Annotated in this window: 12 protein-coding genes and 3 pseudogenes; 3 read left to right on the top strand and 12 right to left on the bottom strand. The window is 40.5% G+C overall.

The features are described from left to right. Nucleotides 1–227 (bottom strand): annotated as a pseudogene (locus C234_RS0105745) (ISL3 family transposase); the annotation flags it as partial. A gap of 860 nt (nt 228–1,087) precedes the next feature. Between C234_RS0105745 and C234_RS0105740 the strand changes: the two are divergent. After that, on the top strand, nt 1,088–4,012 hold the full coding sequence (locus tag C234_RS0105740) for a TonB-dependent receptor (protein ID WP_051290172.1): 2,925 nt from the start codon (nt 1,088–1,090) through the stop codon (nt 4,010–4,012). Between the two features lie 98 nt (nt 4,013–4,110). On the opposite strand, the gene C234_RS16740 is transcribed toward C234_RS0105740, so the two are convergent. Beyond that, nucleotides 4,111–5,241: a DUF4377 domain-containing protein gene (locus C234_RS16740; RefSeq protein WP_051290171.1), complete on the bottom strand. Its 1,131-nt coding sequence runs from the start codon at nt 5,239–5,241 to the stop codon at nt 4,111–4,113. Nucleotides 5,242–5,247: 6 nt separating this feature from the next. Then, the gene (locus tag C234_RS0105730; RefSeq protein ID WP_027324985.1) at nt 5,248–5,703 is read right to left on the bottom strand and encodes a hypothetical protein; all 456 of its coding nucleotides are present in this window, start codon (nt 5,701–5,703) and stop codon (nt 5,248–5,250) included. Between the two features lie 211 nt (nt 5,704–5,914). On the opposite strand from C234_RS0105730, the pseudogene C234_RS15915 reads away from it, so the two are divergent. Then, a pseudogene (locus C234_RS15915) lies at nt 5,915–6,670 on the top strand (Abi family protein); the annotation flags it as partial. 214 nt (nt 6,671–6,884) lie between these two features. Here C234_RS15915 and C234_RS17745 read toward each other — a convergent pair. The 9 genes from C234_RS17745 to C234_RS0105680 all read right to left on the bottom strand — a co-directional run bounded on the left by C234_RS17745 (nt 6,885) and on the right by C234_RS0105680 (nt 15,365). After that, nucleotides 6,885–7,037 carry a hypothetical protein gene (locus tag C234_RS17745; RefSeq protein WP_162830787.1) on the bottom strand — a complete coding sequence of 51 codons (153 nt, stop codon included), beginning with the start codon at nt 7,035–7,037 and terminating at the stop codon, nt 6,885–6,887. A 4-nt stretch (nt 7,038–7,041) separates the two neighbouring features. Continuing rightward, nucleotides 7,042–7,869 carry a hypothetical protein gene (locus tag C234_RS0105715; RefSeq protein WP_027324984.1) on the bottom strand — a complete coding sequence of 276 codons (828 nt, stop codon included), beginning with the start codon at nt 7,867–7,869 and terminating at the stop codon, nt 7,042–7,044. A gap of 37 nt (nt 7,870–7,906) precedes the next feature. Continuing rightward, nucleotides 7,907–8,578 carry a porin family protein gene (locus C234_RS0105710; protein WP_027324983.1) on the bottom strand — a complete coding sequence of 224 codons (672 nt, stop codon included), beginning with the start codon at nt 8,576–8,578 and terminating at the stop codon, nt 7,907–7,909. Between the two features lie 242 nt (nt 8,579–8,820). Continuing rightward, nucleotides 8,821–9,258 (bottom strand): hypothetical protein, encoded by a 438-nt coding sequence (locus C234_RS0105705; RefSeq protein ID WP_148295163.1) that lies wholly within the window; start codon nt 9,256–9,258, stop codon nt 8,821–8,823. Nucleotides 9,259–9,353: 95 nt separating this feature from the next. After that, nucleotides 9,354–10,328: a DUF4848 domain-containing protein gene (locus C234_RS0105700; protein WP_051290170.1), complete on the bottom strand. Its 975-nt coding sequence runs from the start codon at nt 10,326–10,328 to the stop codon at nt 9,354–9,356. 38 nt (nt 10,329–10,366) lie between these two features. Then, entirely contained in the window at nt 10,367–11,335 is a 969-nt protein-coding gene (locus C234_RS0105695) for a DUF4249 domain-containing protein (protein WP_027324980.1), read from the bottom strand. A gap of 6 nt (nt 11,336–11,341) precedes the next feature. Continuing rightward, nucleotides 11,342–13,942 carry a TonB-dependent receptor gene (locus C234_RS0105690; protein WP_027324979.1) on the bottom strand — a complete coding sequence of 867 codons (2,601 nt, stop codon included), beginning with the start codon at nt 13,940–13,942 and terminating at the stop codon, nt 11,342–11,344. A 4-nt stretch (nt 13,943–13,946) separates the two neighbouring features. After that, a complete protein-coding gene (locus C234_RS0105685) occupies nt 13,947–14,768 on the bottom strand; it encodes a FecR family protein (RefSeq protein WP_027324978.1) in 822 nt (273 codons plus the stop codon). Between the two features lie 105 nt (nt 14,769–14,873). Beyond that, nucleotides 14,874–15,365, bottom strand: coding sequence for an RNA polymerase sigma-70 factor (locus C234_RS0105680; protein ID WP_034536994.1), 492 nt, complete (start codon nt 15,363–15,365; stop codon nt 14,874–14,876). 405 nt (nt 15,366–15,770) lie between these two features. On the opposite strand from C234_RS0105680, the pseudogene C234_RS0105675 reads away from it, so the two are divergent. Continuing rightward, a pseudogene (locus tag C234_RS0105675) lies at nt 15,771–16,187 on the top strand (mobilization protein); the annotation flags it as partial. Nucleotides 16,188–16,290 lie beyond the last annotated feature (103 nt).

Raw genomic sequence — 16,290 nt, 5'->3', positions numbered from 1 at the left:
ATATAGCAATGGTGCTGAAAGAAATTGAGGTGACGCCATGTCTTATCGAGAGTATCGTAAGCAGTAGATTGGCTGCCATCCGGAGCTGTAAACAGAAAGCCCTTTTCAAAGGCAAGCCATAAGTGCAGTTCTTTTGTGCCGCTTTCATTTATTTGAAATTCGGCACGAATTACGCTCCAAGGGGATTGCAGCCCCAATGCAGATGTGAAGATTTCCTTGCTGTCCATAATGCAAAGATAGGGATTTTTGTGAGCCTACCCACACGATTCGTTATAGAGCCCTTTTTTTATTATCCCGTGGCATTACGGAAAAAATAGATGATTCCGAGTACCCCATATTTTCACATCGCGGCAATCTGAGATTCTATGCTCTCGGAATATTGTGATACCCCCAATAATCATTCATAAATACAACAATATATATATTAAACTTAATCGTTAAATCAAAAGGAAAGCAAGTATTGATCCAATAATTTTTAACCCTAAATCTTTCGTCCGGTCAATGCTTTTGAACCCAAAAGATCTTTTCGAAGCATTTAATTTCGAAAATAAACATAATATTTTCAGTGAGTTATAGTTTTTCATTCATAACCGAAAGAGGGATATAATGATTATAGTATGAATATTATTTAATCTACGAAAAATATATATTTCTAATGCAAATAAAGGGATTAATGGAAAATAGAATCATTTTCTCTTTTTTTTATATAACATTTGATATATATTTGCAGCGAGAAAATAGTGATATATTTTATTCTTAAAAGCCTTACATTCAAAATGAAAAAATTAGGACTGACGTACACAGATCGTATAAGTACAAACGGTTACTTGTTGACTCAAGATGTCATCAATAAGTTGCCATCGCCATCAATTAGACCCTTACAAACAACAATTGATGGCATGTCTGACTTGCATTACAGTAGACGCTGCCTCAATTCAGGTAAACCACCCTTCGAGAGAATCATCAAGAAGAACATTGATACATTGCAAGCATAGTTACCCAAACAGGTGTGTCTACACGCATGAATATGGAGAAAACCTACCCAATTTTATTTCGCTAAAAACAAACAATTACACAACAAATTAACATGATAAAGAAACATTGCGCATTAAAATATATCACTACAATCATATGTTTCTTGTGGACTTTGGCTGCTTATTCACAAGGGAACAATTATACCTTCACCGGTAAAATCTTTGAAGCTAACACCAAAGTACAACTTCTTGAGTGTCGAGTAGAAGTTTTATCCTCGGCGGACAGTGTCGTGATAGCCTCTACTACCGCAACTCGTAAATACACAAGTGGCAAGGACTATTCTTATACATCGGAATACAGTTTAACCATTCCTAGAAAAGAAGGCGACTATTTGATACGGGTTACAAAAAACGGATATGAAACCACATGGCACCCCGTATCTCTACGCAATTTGTATCATCGTGAATACTCACGTAGCATTCCCAACATCTACATACATAAAGAGAAGGTCATAAATTTAAATGAGGTAGTCGTTAAAGCAACTAAGGTAAAATTTTACATCAAAGGAGATACTATCGTATATAATGCTGACGCATTCCAATTGGCAGAAGGCTCCATGCTGGACGCTCTTATCCGGCAGTTGCCCGGCGCTGAGTTGAGGGCTAACGGAAAGATATTTGTCAATGGGCGGTTCGTTGAGAATCTGCTTCTGAATGGGAAGGATTTTTTCAAAGGGAATAATCGTGTACTGTTAGACAACTTACCCAACTACATGGTCAGCAAAATTGATGTTTATGAAAAAAGAGGCGACGACAGCGAGTTTCTAGGACGTGAAGTAGCAGGAGACATCCGTTATGTAATGGACGTGAAACTGAAAAAGCAATACTCGATAGGAATGTCGGGGAATATTGAACTTGGCGGAGGAAGTGAAGGGTATTACTTAGCAAGATTATTTGCCATGCGTTTTACCGACCATTCGAGACTTGCGGTGTATGGCAATGCAAACAATCTGAACGATGACAACAAACCCGGAGAACATGGCAACTGGAGCCCATCTAAATTATTGGGAGGTGTTACTACCCAACAGATAGGCGGTTTGGATTATAATATAAGCGATAGAAATGGACGGTACAAACTGAGTGGAAATGTGCATTTAAAACATGCCGGCAATGAAATAGACAACAAAATCTTTCAGACAAACTTTCTGTCCGAAGGAGATGTATACAGTCGGATGACCAACAATGCGACAAATAACACATTTTCACTATCGACTAACCACAGATTCTATTTTGAATGGGAGAAAGCCAACTTTGAAATTCTTCCCGACCTCAGCTACAACAATTTTCGAAACAGGAATAGCTACTCAGCAATTACATCGGATGACAATACAATCTTTGGCAGCAACGTATCTGCCGACAGTCTGTTTGGCAAACATCTTGCAAATGCTTATAAGAAGTATGCCATAAACAGGAACATCAAGCAATCTAAAAAAGATGGCTATGGATGGATGACATCTATTGCTTTCAAATCTAAGATCAAATTCAACCGAATACCCGACAACCTCACGCTATACGCCAAAGCATCGTACACTAACACCAAGGAAGAAGTATTTGACCACAATCGTATAGAGTACTACTCATTGGGAAATGTGTCATCTACCGATTTCAGAAACAGATACTTTGATATAAAGCCAAGTCGGGGGCACAGCCTGATGACAAAGGCAACCTATACATATATCATGAACAACAATCTCTTCATAGATATCAGCTATTCGTTCAACAGAGACTATTCGAAATCAGCGTCAGGTTTGTATATGCTGAATAAACTTGCAGGTTGGGGTGAAAACACTCTGGAAGAATTAGGTGCTTTACCCTCCTACACAGAGTATATCCATACCATAGATAAAGCCAATAGCTATGATAGCAAGCAAGAAACAAATAAATCTACAATAGAACCTTTCTTAGTGTGGAAACAAGAAACCGAAAAATCAGTTTGGAGAGCCCAATTAGCCGTACCCGCATCCATACAGCATCGTTCCTATACCTACCATCGGGGCAGTGTTGACACAACGTTTACAAAGCGTAATCCACTTATCAATATATACAGTTCCTATTTGAAATGGTCAAGCAAAGATCGCAAATACGAAGCACAGTTACAGTATGCATTAAACTCGAAAACCCCTGATATGAATATGTACTTAGACGTGTATGACACGACAGATCCATTGAATATCAGAGTGGGTAATTCGGAACTAAGAACATCGATGTCGCATCGGATAATCACCTCGTTTATCAGGATGTACCCCAAAAAACGACTGATGTGGGCAATCGAGGGAGTATTTAAACCGGTACAAAATGCAATTGCCATGGGATATTCGTACAACAAACAAACGGGAGTAAAAACCTATAAACCGGAAAATGTAAACGGATGTTGGAGCGGCGATCTTAGTGCAGGAATGAGCTGTCCCATCGGGAAACAGAAGAAACTAAACTTAAAGTCGATGTTGGGTGTAGGCTATATCCGAAATGTGGACTTCATAGAAACGATAGGTGTCTCAGTATCCTCACGCAGTATTGTCGAAACCAGAAATCTGACAGAAATGATGCAATTAAAATATGGTATAGGGAAATCGTCAATAGGCATTAAGTCGGAAGGCACATGGCGACGTTCTACGAGTACACGTGAAGATTTTACCACCATCAATACGACCGAACTGAAGAATGGATTCACGGCTCTGCTCCAACTGCCATGGAATCTTCAATTAAGTACAGACATAACACTATATACCCGTCGGGGATATGTAAATACCAATATGAATACAGACGATTGGGTGTGGAACGCTCGTTTAAGCTATCCATTTGCCCGAGGAATGTGTTTGATACAATTAGACGGTTACGATATCCTGCGCCAATTAAGCAACATTACACACACACTCAATGCGCAAGGTATCGTGGAAACATATACCAATGTCATTCCACAATATGTTCTTTTACATTTTACCTACCGTTTTGCTTCAAAACCTAAGAAAAATAACTGACTCAATGTAATTCGTTTTTATGTTGAGAAATAAAAAGTACCGTTTTCTGACAACAGAACGGTACTTTTTAGTCATTTTATAAAGTCAATAAATCGCTTTTACTTGGATTCGGCTATAGCATAGTAGCATTCTTCATGCATGTCATCAGCATTTTGGTGAAGAATTGCCACAAGTGTAGTACTATTTTCATAAGTCTCCACAATATCGGTATCTTCAGGAAGCGTTTTGAAATCAGATGCGGTTAGTGAAGATTTTTCGCCCAAATACTTTTTCAACAACCATTTTAATCCAGCTTCTTGCTCTTTTAGATATTCAGTCTCAGTAATATTCGATGAATTCGACACTTGTATTTTGATATAACAAGTCTTATTGAGCTTTTGAGTATCTGTCAATAGAAACTCATAATGAGTGTCAAGAATATTATATATGCAATTGGTCTTGGGGTTAGCAAGTGTAACACTTCCATTCTTCCAGTTCACCCCAAGGAAATCACGCTCACGCATTATTTGAGTCGTTGAATACTCATATAGCAATTCTCCATCTTTATACCCTTTAAGACAAATCGGGAAATCTATTTTCTCGTAAAAATAAGAGCCCCATTGAGAAGTATAACTCCTCTTTGTACCGTTTTCATCCGCACTGTATCTGTAAACACAATAAGTATCAGGTAAAACCGGAGATGACATTTCAATCAAATCATAATATTTCAAGAAGTCCGGTATGACGGGGAAAGTGTATTCATCTTTATGATTGAGTATTCGAAATTTCAGAAAATCAAAAGGAGCAGCCAACGGAGTATCAAGATTCATAAATGGAGTAAGTTGCACCATTTTTAGTTTGAATTTAGCTTCTTCCGGCAGTTTTTCCGGTTTTGGAGTAATAGGAGGTATGTCACTTATAATTTTAAGAAGCGTATAAGCGATGTTCGAACCGTCAGCCGGTGGATTAGCCAGTGTAATTTTACGTACTTCTAACTCATATTCATGTCCGTGTACATAATCAAACCCCTTGATGCTACCAAAGGCAAGATGAGAATATTCCAACTCACCTTCTTCTTTCACAAGCATACACTCAACAGGAGTTTCACTTCCCCATGGTATGTATGTACCAGTTTCCGCAGACACATACATTTTTATTTTTTCAACTTTGTCTGTAATTTCGTCTTTATCACAGCCCACCCAAATCATACTTATTAGTGCCAATAAAGCCGTTTTAATATATTTAGTCATTATAGTTTATTTATTAAAAGTCTTTGAAATCTGTTCACCAACACGTTTAAGAGCTCCTTTAATATCAGAACTTGCACTGATTCCAAGCGTACTATAAGCACCTTGGCAGGATACTAAAGGACGATCTGTGTTGAAATCAATGAAATTAACTGTTACTACAGTTTCTTCCTGTCTTATAGCGACGCCGAATTTGGCTAGCAATAAAGAAGAGTGTTCCTCCTGCGTCAAATCACTAATACGATATTGATTGATGATAGTTAGCCTTGATTGCTCTATTGCATCATATAATTGAATCTGATACTGCACAAGTTCAGGAGGCATCCTGTACGTATCATTGTCAATTACTGCAACATATTTGTATTTTGTCAAATTAACACCCTGTGAAACCACAGATTTCGAAACCGTACAACTTGCCAAAATCATTGACAAAAACATACAATATAGAAAGATGTACTTTTTCATTATTTACTACTTGCAGATTAATAAGCCATTAAAACAATTACAAAAATAGCGAGAATCTTCAGATGTCGATTCAATTATTACTGTTTTTTGACTTATAACTCACAAACCTTATGCTTCTAAAGATTTGCCTCTTTTGTGCGTTGGGATATGACGGTCAACTATTAGAGCTTATCTCAAATAGCGGCTCAGTAGCAAATCAAGCGCATACTTTTACCCTTTCCTCGCGCTTCTCAAGGAACGGCAGTTTTTCAAGCCGAGAAGTGACTTCGAGACGCCTCTAAAGCTCTATCGATTCGACAAGAAACTCCGTATGTTCCTTTTCAATGAGATTGAAAAGATAGAGGTCTCTCTGCGCAGTATGCTGGTGAACACCGTAGCCGAAGAAACGGGAAACATCTTTTGGATGACTGACAGCTCCATATTTGCCAACCCCGCCAAGTTCAACCGGACAATGGATTTGATTGACCGGGAGTTCAATAACTCAAAGGAGGATTTCATATTGCATTTCAAAAATAGATACACTAATGATTATCCTCCCGCATGGATGCTTGTCGAGATACTGCCTTTGGGTGTTGTCACACGCATCTATGAGAATATCAAGTCCAATTCCTTGAAAAAGAAGATTGCGGCACATTATGGTTTGCCCGCACCCGTTTTTACTTCCTGGCTACCGGTCATAACCCTTACTAGAAATTCCTGTTGCCATCATTCAAGGGTATGGAACAGGCAATACGCCGTTAATCCGATGGTCGCACGGAAGATGAAGCGTCCGTGGATAAGTGACGCAGTTTCACCCCACAGGACTTTTTATGAAGTCTGTATCATCAAATGGTTTATTGACATCATATCACCTGAAAATGACATGAAATTCCATTTCCAAAAGCTGTTGGGGCAATACCCGAATGTTGATGGCAAGGCAATGGGTATTCCCCAGAATTGGCAAGATGAACCTTTATGGAAAATATAAAGCCCATAAGAGGTGAAAATACGTTTTCGAGATATTGGCTCTTATATCCATTTGAAATCGCTTCGACATCAGTCTGGAGAATTTCTTCTGTTCTTTTTATTCCCATGCAATGCTGTATCTTCTTTGAAGATAACTGGTTTGGCACCAAGCATCCACAAAAAATAAGGAAATGGCAATATCAGTTTTACCTTTTTGTTCATAACTTTTGCAGTGCCTATTTGATAGGCTGTTTAATACTTACCGTCACTTGTTCCGCTTTGTTGGATGGATTATAAAGCAGATGGCTGCACGAGTTCATGCACATCATACATGCACATATCAGAATCCATACGGCAACAATCATTGTTTTGCTTTTTTTCTGTCTCATATTATCAATGATTAAAGAATAATCCTTTTAAGATTTGCTGGAACATTCCACCAAAATCGGCATTTATTTCGCTCCCGCTATGTTTATAGGACGGGCGTATTATCGGCACATTCCATTGTTGGTGAGACCAATTGTTGTCATAGCTTCTCATGCCTACATCTATTGCCCATCGTTCTGCCAATTCCAAAGAGAGATAACTGCCATAATGATAGCCGTCCAGCTTCTTCATCGGTTCTACTCCCGGAAAGTAGGTGCGGTAGTATGTACCGAAGAGATGAAGTGATGCTTGGGAATGAAATTGGTATGAGATATCAGTTCCTATTCCGAATGTATTACTGTTTGAACGGGGAATACTCAGTTTGTGTGCATAAATCCCCACACCCAATTTCCAATTGTCGTTTGGAGCATACACCGTTTTAACTTCAGCATAGTTCGACACTCCAACTCCTACGATGTTTTCCTGCCTGCCACGTCCCCAAATATCCACCTTGTCAAACCGATGAATAATTCCACCTACACCGTATTCGCCTTTATGCAGAGATGAACGATCTACGGGAAAGCTCAATGTGTAATCATGACGAAAGTCCAAAAACATTTCGGGCATCTTGGGAATGGCATCAAAATGTAGAGACAGAAACGGCTTCCCATATTCAGAAATCGACAGTTTGGTAGTGTCTATATCCGGTACAGTCAGTTTGGTACGTTCAAGGGACAGCACACGGTTCTCCTGTCCGTACAATCGGGAGCATACGGACAACATGGCCATGATTACAAAAAACACACTGTATGACATCAGATTGATGCTACAGATTTTCATTTTCTGTTTCCACATAATGATACCATTAAACAACATAAACTTTATATTCTTTTCAGAACATATAAGTACATGATGCCACGAATGTCCTGTTCTTGTTGTCCACGCCATTCTTGTTGACATTCTTCATACCCCAGTCATAGCCGATGCCTACTTGTATGTGGCGCACAACCTCTACACCGGCACGGAAGCCTAATCCCCAGTCAAAGCGTTCCTGCATCTTGTCACTGAAAACATTGTCCGCCCTCGTGTAGATCGTTGCCTTCCCATTTTCAGGAATGATAGTTTCCCTCGCCTTACCGAACAGTCCGATATTGAAATAAGGCCCGGCATTGACAAACAGGCTGACATTTCGTCCCGCCGGGAATTTGTAACCAACATGGACGGGGATGCCCAGGTAATAAGGGGTACATTCCCAGTCGGAAGCATAGCTGGAAGACGGCGTACCAGGAGTTGTCCCGGCAGAATGGGTAGAGCCATTATAATAGTAACCGGGAGTCTTCCAACCCTGCGACGAGAGCAGCAGGCCGAAGTCCACATACAGCCCCTTCGCTGCCCGCGGAAGCCCAAGTTCCCCCTTAAGTCCAACGTGAAAGCCGGACTGCGAATCGTAAGCACTCGGAGTACTGAGGTTGTAGCCACCAATCACTCCCGCTTTGAAATCCTGCGCCTTGCCTGCCATGCAGAAAGCAGAGGCGAGAAGCATTGTTAATAGAATTTTTTTCATGCTAAAATCAAATAGTTAATGAGTTAATATATCTGTTATGTTTTTGTTTGAACGATAATAAATTACGCCATTAAAGTGCAAGGTGTTTTCGTTTAATGTACCTTCTTTTATGCCTATGACGATTGTCCGTTCTTTAACTTGATAATCCAATGATTTGATCAGTCTCAAAACTTTTAAATTGGCATCAAGTGCATAATACTCAACCTTCTCTTTTCCAAAATATAGAGCAGCGGCGGCACCGTCTATAATATTATCATCTGTAGTGTATTGATGAATCCATACTGTTCCATATAAAGATTGCAAGTCGTCTTTGTCATTATCGCACGAGGGAAACAGACTATTTCTAAGTCCCCTTTGCATTCCTCAAAATCAGTAAGTAAATCTTTAAATGATCGATCTCTGATTTTTTCATTTTTCACTAACGGATAAAAGATATTGTATCCATTGTCGATTTTTTTTAATGCTTGCTCCTTCAAAAAAGCTCTAACTTCTAGATTTTGAGAAACAGCTTTTGACAATATCCGAGAAAATACTTGCATACATAGTTCTTTATTTCCCGTTATATCTTTTGATTGGATTTCTTTTTCTTGCTTATAGATTTCTTTATTATAATCTACTTCATTTTCAGAGCAAGAAAATAATAATAATGCAGTAAATATGAGAAAAATATTTTTAGCCATAATATAGATATTAAAATTCATTTTATAGTTCGTCCAAACAAGAGTAATCATAGAACGCAAAATCTTGAATACCCTTGTTTGAACTTTTCATGCGTTTATATGACTTGTATATTATTAAAACTTTGACTTCCTGTAGAATTTCCACGTGAACATTTAAAATTTCTCACATGGGCATTAAACACATCTCCAACAGTTTCAATACGTAAATTCAGAATAGAAACTTTACAGCCATTAGGACAAATAACAACGTTCTTGTGATGGAATTTGGAACTTTGCATTTCCAATTCAGCAGAATAACTCGCAGACACACTTTTTTTCCATAAGAACTGTTTCTTCTTTGTGACAAATTCAACAGCAAATGAATTGCCATTTACAATACGTCCAATTGTCATCGTGCTTTTGTATTTCCCGTTCTTGATTGATAACGCCGCGTTTTTGAATCCTTTGAATCCGGGTTCTATCGGGCCGGAAGCGACTGCCGTTGTTGCAACTTCATCATCCACATCAAATGTCGGAGTATTGTTTTCAGGCATTTTTAGGGTATTGCCGATGACGACATACCCTTTGATGTTGCCGACGAGCGACAAGTCGTCATCGGTAAATGTAAGATACGGGGTTGCATCATAGGTATCAACTGTATTGAAAGCGAAGATGTTATCATACTTTTCTTTGTAGCTGGAAATTTCTTTCTCAAATCGTATGGAATCTTCAATCTCAAATATTTGCTCCAACTCTTCATCTGCATGGTTCCAAATGGTATAAGCACCATCAAAACCGATGTTTTTGAAATAGGTTTCACGCTCTTCCTTATCCATCTCATTGAGTTTGGCAATGGTTTCATTACAGGCCTGTTCATCTTTGAAATGAAGAACGGGCATATCATCGGATTCATCGAAAGAACTTCTCGTATTGGGCAACCAATCGCTCATTTTTGACACTTCCAACGCAGGAATTACTTTCTCATTAACCGGACTAAACTCTTCCTCGGTGCTACATGAAAACAGACCTACGGACATACATAGAAACAATGCCATACTGGCTTTTTTCTGTAATAAACTTAAATTTTTCATTTGTCTTTTTTTTTAATTAATAAAATCAATTGTTGTTATCAATGTACATTTTCTAACCATTCTGTTTCTGTAACTTGGCAACCGCCCAATACGCCGATACCATTTTTTATGTTAGTATAACTACTTGGTATGGGTGCCAGACCTTTGTCTCCCAATTCATTATTCTTAATATCGTTCAGAGATTTTAGATATTTATATAACTCCGGTGACAGTCTATAGAAATACATCTTATAGTATATATGCAGACTACTATCACTCCATTCATCTGCTTCCCAATCGGCAGAATAGTAGGTGTTAAGCCGAAGTGTGTACTCCTTGTCCGATATTTGCTCATTGCTCCATATATACAGGTATTGGTAGAAGTCGGTGGAATAGTCGAATGTCGCGTCCAATCCGGTCTTATTGTTCAGCAAGGGTTCATCATCCAAGTCCAGTTCCAAAGCAGCAATAGATGTGGAATTATTATCAGGGTCACTCCAATCTTCATACACCACTCTTTTCACGATACGAATCCCGTAATAGTTTTCTTTCCCATCGTTTTGAAACGTGATACGAAATTGGAGTTTATTGTCGATGTACTGTTTGCGCACCATATCTATCCTCTTTAGTGGGAAGCTTGTCGGGATGGTTGTCTCTGAATATATGGGCGGCAATCCGTCTGCTTCTGCACGGACACGGATGACATCGGCCTCGCTCCACCGCCCAACCACATAATAGCATCCGGCAGGTACCGACGGTTCATCCGTTTCTGCGTAACGAACATTCTGTTCCGTACCATTGACGCTGAATGTGATGCGGGCATTGGGTACGTCTTTTTTCCCTTTTTTCTTCTGTCGGGTGACAGGCTGGCTGCGGTACAGCTGTATCAGCGTCGTGTCGCTATCGGCATCGGGCATACAGTAGAGTACCAACTTCTCGGCGGCATCCATGCCTTTCAGTTCAAAGTCGTAGCTGCACGAAGTCATGAGGGCAAGAAGCAATAAAAGTGGAATATAAATTGTTTTCATATCTGTTCAGAATTTGAGTGTATAACTGAATGAAGGCATGATGGGAAACACGCCTGTGGCTTTGCCACGAAAACTGCCGTTTGGTTGTTGTACCACTTTCCCATAAAGGGCGTTCATGCGACAATAAGCATTGTAAATGCTCACGTTCCAGATGCGTTCATATCCCCGTTTGGTCGTTTTACGGAAGTTCGCGCCCACGTCCAACCGATGATAAGCAGGCAATGACACGTTGTTGGGCTGTTCGTAAACCCATTCCGTTTCCCCTTCGCTTCCTATTCCGGGCAAGATGGGTGCATCGACCATTTGCTGGGGCACGGTCATGCGATTCCCGCTGTGGTAGCACCACGAGGCGTATGTTTCTATCCGGGACGAGGCTTTGTAGCGCATCGTAAGGTTCAGCTTGTGCCGGTTGTCAAACTTGTCCGCATACCACCCCGCATAGAAATCGGGGAAATTCCGCTTGCTCCATGATAAGGTGTAAGCGGCATTGGCAGAAATGCGCCTGTCGCTATAGGAGGCCTCCATTTCCATTCCGTAAGATTTGCCTTTGCCAAACCTTATCAGTGATTCCCAATTATCGGCAGACGGGGTCAATCGGTTTCCTCCGTCATACTCTACAGCATGGTGCATGGTCTTGTAAAAACCTTCCATGTTAAGCTGCACCCGGAACGGAAGCCGCATATATATGCCCGCTGCATATTGTCGCGAACGCATGGGACGGATGTTCCGGGTGGATGGTACCCAATAATCGGTCGGCAGGTTCAGATAGGTGTTGGAAAGCTGGTGCATGAACTGACTCATCTCCGTATAGGATGCTTTCACCGTCAACCCGTCACGAAGCTGGTAGCGCAAGGCTGCACGTGGCTCTACGGAATGGAAACTCTTGCCGGAAATGTGAAACAGCGTATAATGCGCTCCTATGTTCATCTGTAGCCTATGAGTCAAAGCAATGTCATCTTCCGTATAAAACGAAAGTTCATGTCCCCGATAGAAACGGGATGCTTGTCCGCTTATGGTATCCTGCTGCCTTTCGTCACCGCTATAATCATAATTGGACGTGCTTTGCGGACGAAAAAAGTGCAGCAGGTAGTTGGAACCCATGCGCAGATGATGACGGGGGCTGGGGCGATAGTCGAACTCCATGCGATAACCCACGTCGTCTATCGTGGAGTGATTGCGGCGTTCCGTATGAGTGATGCCGGTCAGTGCCCCCTCATCCATCACTTTCTCTTCCGTGAGATAATCTGAATGGGAAATATTCCGTGTATATACGCCGGTAAGATTGGCAAAAAGTTTGGATGCGAACTGGTATTTCCAATTCAGTGCCGCTGTCAGGTTTCCCCATTGTAGGTCAAACTTATCCGTATCGGTTTCTCTGTCAGTAACATGGAGTATGTCTTTCGTTTTGAACACGTCATTGCCGGAATAGAGGCTTATATCCACTTGGCTGCGCTCGGAAAAACGATGCGTTATTTTAGCATTGATGTCATGGAAAGCATAACGCACGTTTATCTTCTCCTCCTTGTTCGAGTGATTGCGTATGGCCAATGCCGGGACGGTAAAGAGGTCAAGCCACGTGCGGCGCATGGCGATGTTGAACGAAGTGCGGTCTTTCTTGATGGGTCCCTCAAACTGAATGCGCACGTCCAATAATCCAACACTGACGCTTCCATGGTACTCACGTATATTCCCCTCATTGGTACGTACATCCACAACGGACGACAACCTGCCGCCGTAGCGTGCAGGGAATCCGCTCTTATAAAAATCTATGTTCTTCACAATATCTGTATTGAAGGCAGAGAAGAGTCCACCCAAATGGTTTACCTGATAAAGCGGTGTGCCATCTAAAAGAAAAAGGTTCTCGTCATTGCCTCCGCCATGCACGTAAAGACCTGAGATAAGTTCCGTGCCTGCGGCTACGCCGGAAAGGTTTTGAAGCGTTTTTACTACATCAGGAGAACTGAACAAAGCAAACTCCGTCTGCAAGTCACGACTTGTAAGCGATTTCTTTCCGGTCTGCGTGGTCAGATTGGGAGAATTGAGGTCGGCTGTCACCACCACTTCTTCTAACTGATAAGAATCATTCAAGTAAATATTTATCGGTTTGTTTCCGTCCAGAAACACCTCTTCCAACCGTTCACCCATGCCTACACACGAGAAACGCACCCGGTGATGACCTTCCGGCAGTGTAAGGCTGAAAAAGCCGTGTTCATTCGTCAGCGTTCCTACGCCCGAAGTAGAATCCCATACGGTCGCATTGATTACCGTTTCTCCATCCTTATCATAAACATGTCCGCTAAGGGTATATTTGGTTTTGTTCTTTTGCTTTGCGTGGGTCAGCAATACATACTTGCGTTTTATCTCCCATGCGATTCCCGTACCATGAAACAGTTCTTTCAGGCTTTGTTCCAGAGTCAGCCCGTGAAGAGGTTTGCCGGAATAGGGCATATCCAATTTCAGAGAGGCATCATAGACGAATTTCACAGAATGTTCCTTTTTGATGATTTCCATCTGCTCCTTTATGGTATTCTTTGTTTGCATTTGGTCAGCAAACATCCGTTGTTGGCAGTAGATTGCCAACAAAATGAATATAAGAAATCTGGTCATACGCTTATTCCTTTTCTATCTTAACTTCTAATGATTCTTCAATCAAAGAGACAATTACATCCAGTCCATCACCCGTTTCAAACTCTGCTGAAAGCGTCTTCTCTGCATTTGATGTGGTCAGTTTGACATGATAATAATTTGATAATTCTTCCAGCACATCGGATAGAGTCGTTTTTTCATAAACGAATTTTCCGACAGCCCATGCCACAGGATTAGGAGTCTGTGATGCTACGATGTGGGGGTGATGCGCTCCATGCATTAAGCTGGCTTGCATATTTTTTGTCAGCACCATACCGTCATTCTCTCCTTTGGCTGCAAATAACACTTTACCGGACGAAACATAAACTTCTGTTGCCGAATCGGAAAGCGTCTCGTCTATCTGAAATTTTGTGCCCAGAACTTTCACTACAGCATATTGTCCGGTCACGCAGAAAGGATGTACAGCATCACGATACACGCGGAAATATGCCTTTCCGGTCATTTCCACTTCCCGTTGTTCTTTTCTGAATACTTCGGAACGGTATTTGAGCGTGGAATGAGGCGACAAGGTTACGAAAGTGCTGTCCGGCAGCATATATTCCATGATATTGTCAGTAGCGGCAATGCGCATCCACGCATCGTCTTCGTGCATATTCCAGTAAAGGTATGTACCGATGCAAAGTAGCAGTGAGGCAGCTACACCAGACCAATAATATCCTATATGTCGCTTTCGGGTATGGATACTATTCTTATTTTTCCATTCATGAAATGCTTTCCGGGTATCAAACACTCCATGCTTATAGTTCATCAAGACGAACCGGATGCATTTTTCTTCTAATTCGCTCATATTTTCATTCGTTTTCTACTAAGACTGCATTTTATGCAAATCCTACTATTCCCAAATGAAAAAAATATATCTTTTGCGTTTTTTTTCAGAGCGGACTTTTTATATCTATCCGAAAAAGAACATATAGACCTTTCGTCCTCCCTCTTTCAATGCCTTCAAAGCTTTGCTTATCTGATTCTTAACCGTATTGACAGAAACCTCTTGTCGCTTGGCTATCTCTTCATATTTCAGTCCGTCCCGCTTACTAAGCAGAAGTGCTTCCCTGCAACGTTCAGGCAGCGAATCAATGGTGGTCCATAGACGTGCTTCTATAAATGCACGTTCTTCGCATTCTTCGTCTGAAATCTCGTCAGCCAAGTCCATAGGAGTGATATTTGGATCAATCACACTATGTTTTTTAAGCTTGTCTATACAATGATTGCGTGTCATGGAATAGAGATATGATTTCAAATCGGATACCATACGACCATTATTTATGTGCTCCCACAACTCAGCAAAACAGTCCTGTACGGTATCTTCTGCATCTTCCGTATTATTCAAATAATGCAACGCATATAGGCACAATGGACGGTAATACAGACGAAACGCATCATCCATGCTCTTGAGACAAGGTCTATGTAGCATTTGGCTTGACAAGATTACATTGCCTAAATTATAAGGCGTAAACAGACAAAATTGACACTCTTATAAATATCGCTATCATACTTGAATAATCATTATTTGTGCATTAAATTATAATTAATTTGTAAATAAACTATTTGCAAAGATACGTATTTTTTCAATAATAATTGTACGTAACAGTTCTTTCATGAAGTTTATAATGGATTTACTATTTACTTCGCAAATATATTGGTACTAAATTGCGAAACACATTTAATATATTTATTCAAACTGTATCCCACCGGTCAAGACGAGTATCAAATCTACGAAAAAATAGGATTATTTTGGCACAAGGGGATAGAATCGCTTGGTTTTAGAGGGCATCTTACACTGGATTTTCCACTTGAAGCCAAAGACAGGGAAATATCACGACTGAACACCCTGCTTGAAAAGGCATTCAAATGGTTTCCGATGCTCAGAGAAATGTTGAGAATGGAAAAGTTGTGTGCAGTCATTGGATTTACCAAAGACATGATAAATTGTCTTTTGACAAAGAAAGAAGCTATCAAGTGTAACGGCAGAATTTATTCCGAAGAGCATAGGAGAAAATTTGAAATCAAAAATGATGTCTTCAAAATAGTGAAGAATCCGACCGATGATAGCAAACTGGTACTGACCATAAACAGACAACCGATTGGCGAATGGTTCAAGTGACAAATGGAGATATTACGGCAAGGTTTACGCAACACTACAGAAGAACCAAGAAAAGTAGAGGGTTTAAATTATAAATCTGTTCTATATAATGCGAAGTATCAATAAAATAACTAATTTTGCATTCGGATAGGGGCAACCCTTTCCAAGACATAAGAAAAAAAGAAGAAACGTTGTGTTTATCTTGCAGGTGAAAACGTAGGAAGTTTTC

Source organism: Bacteroides pyogenes DSM 20611 = JCM 6294 (assembly GCF_000428105.1).
Classification (GTDB): Bacteria; Bacteroidota; Bacteroidia; order Bacteroidales; family Bacteroidaceae; genus Bacteroides; species Bacteroides pyogenes.
Note: the sequence above shows the minus strand (reverse complement) of the source record. Positions and strands in the feature narration are given on the sequence as shown.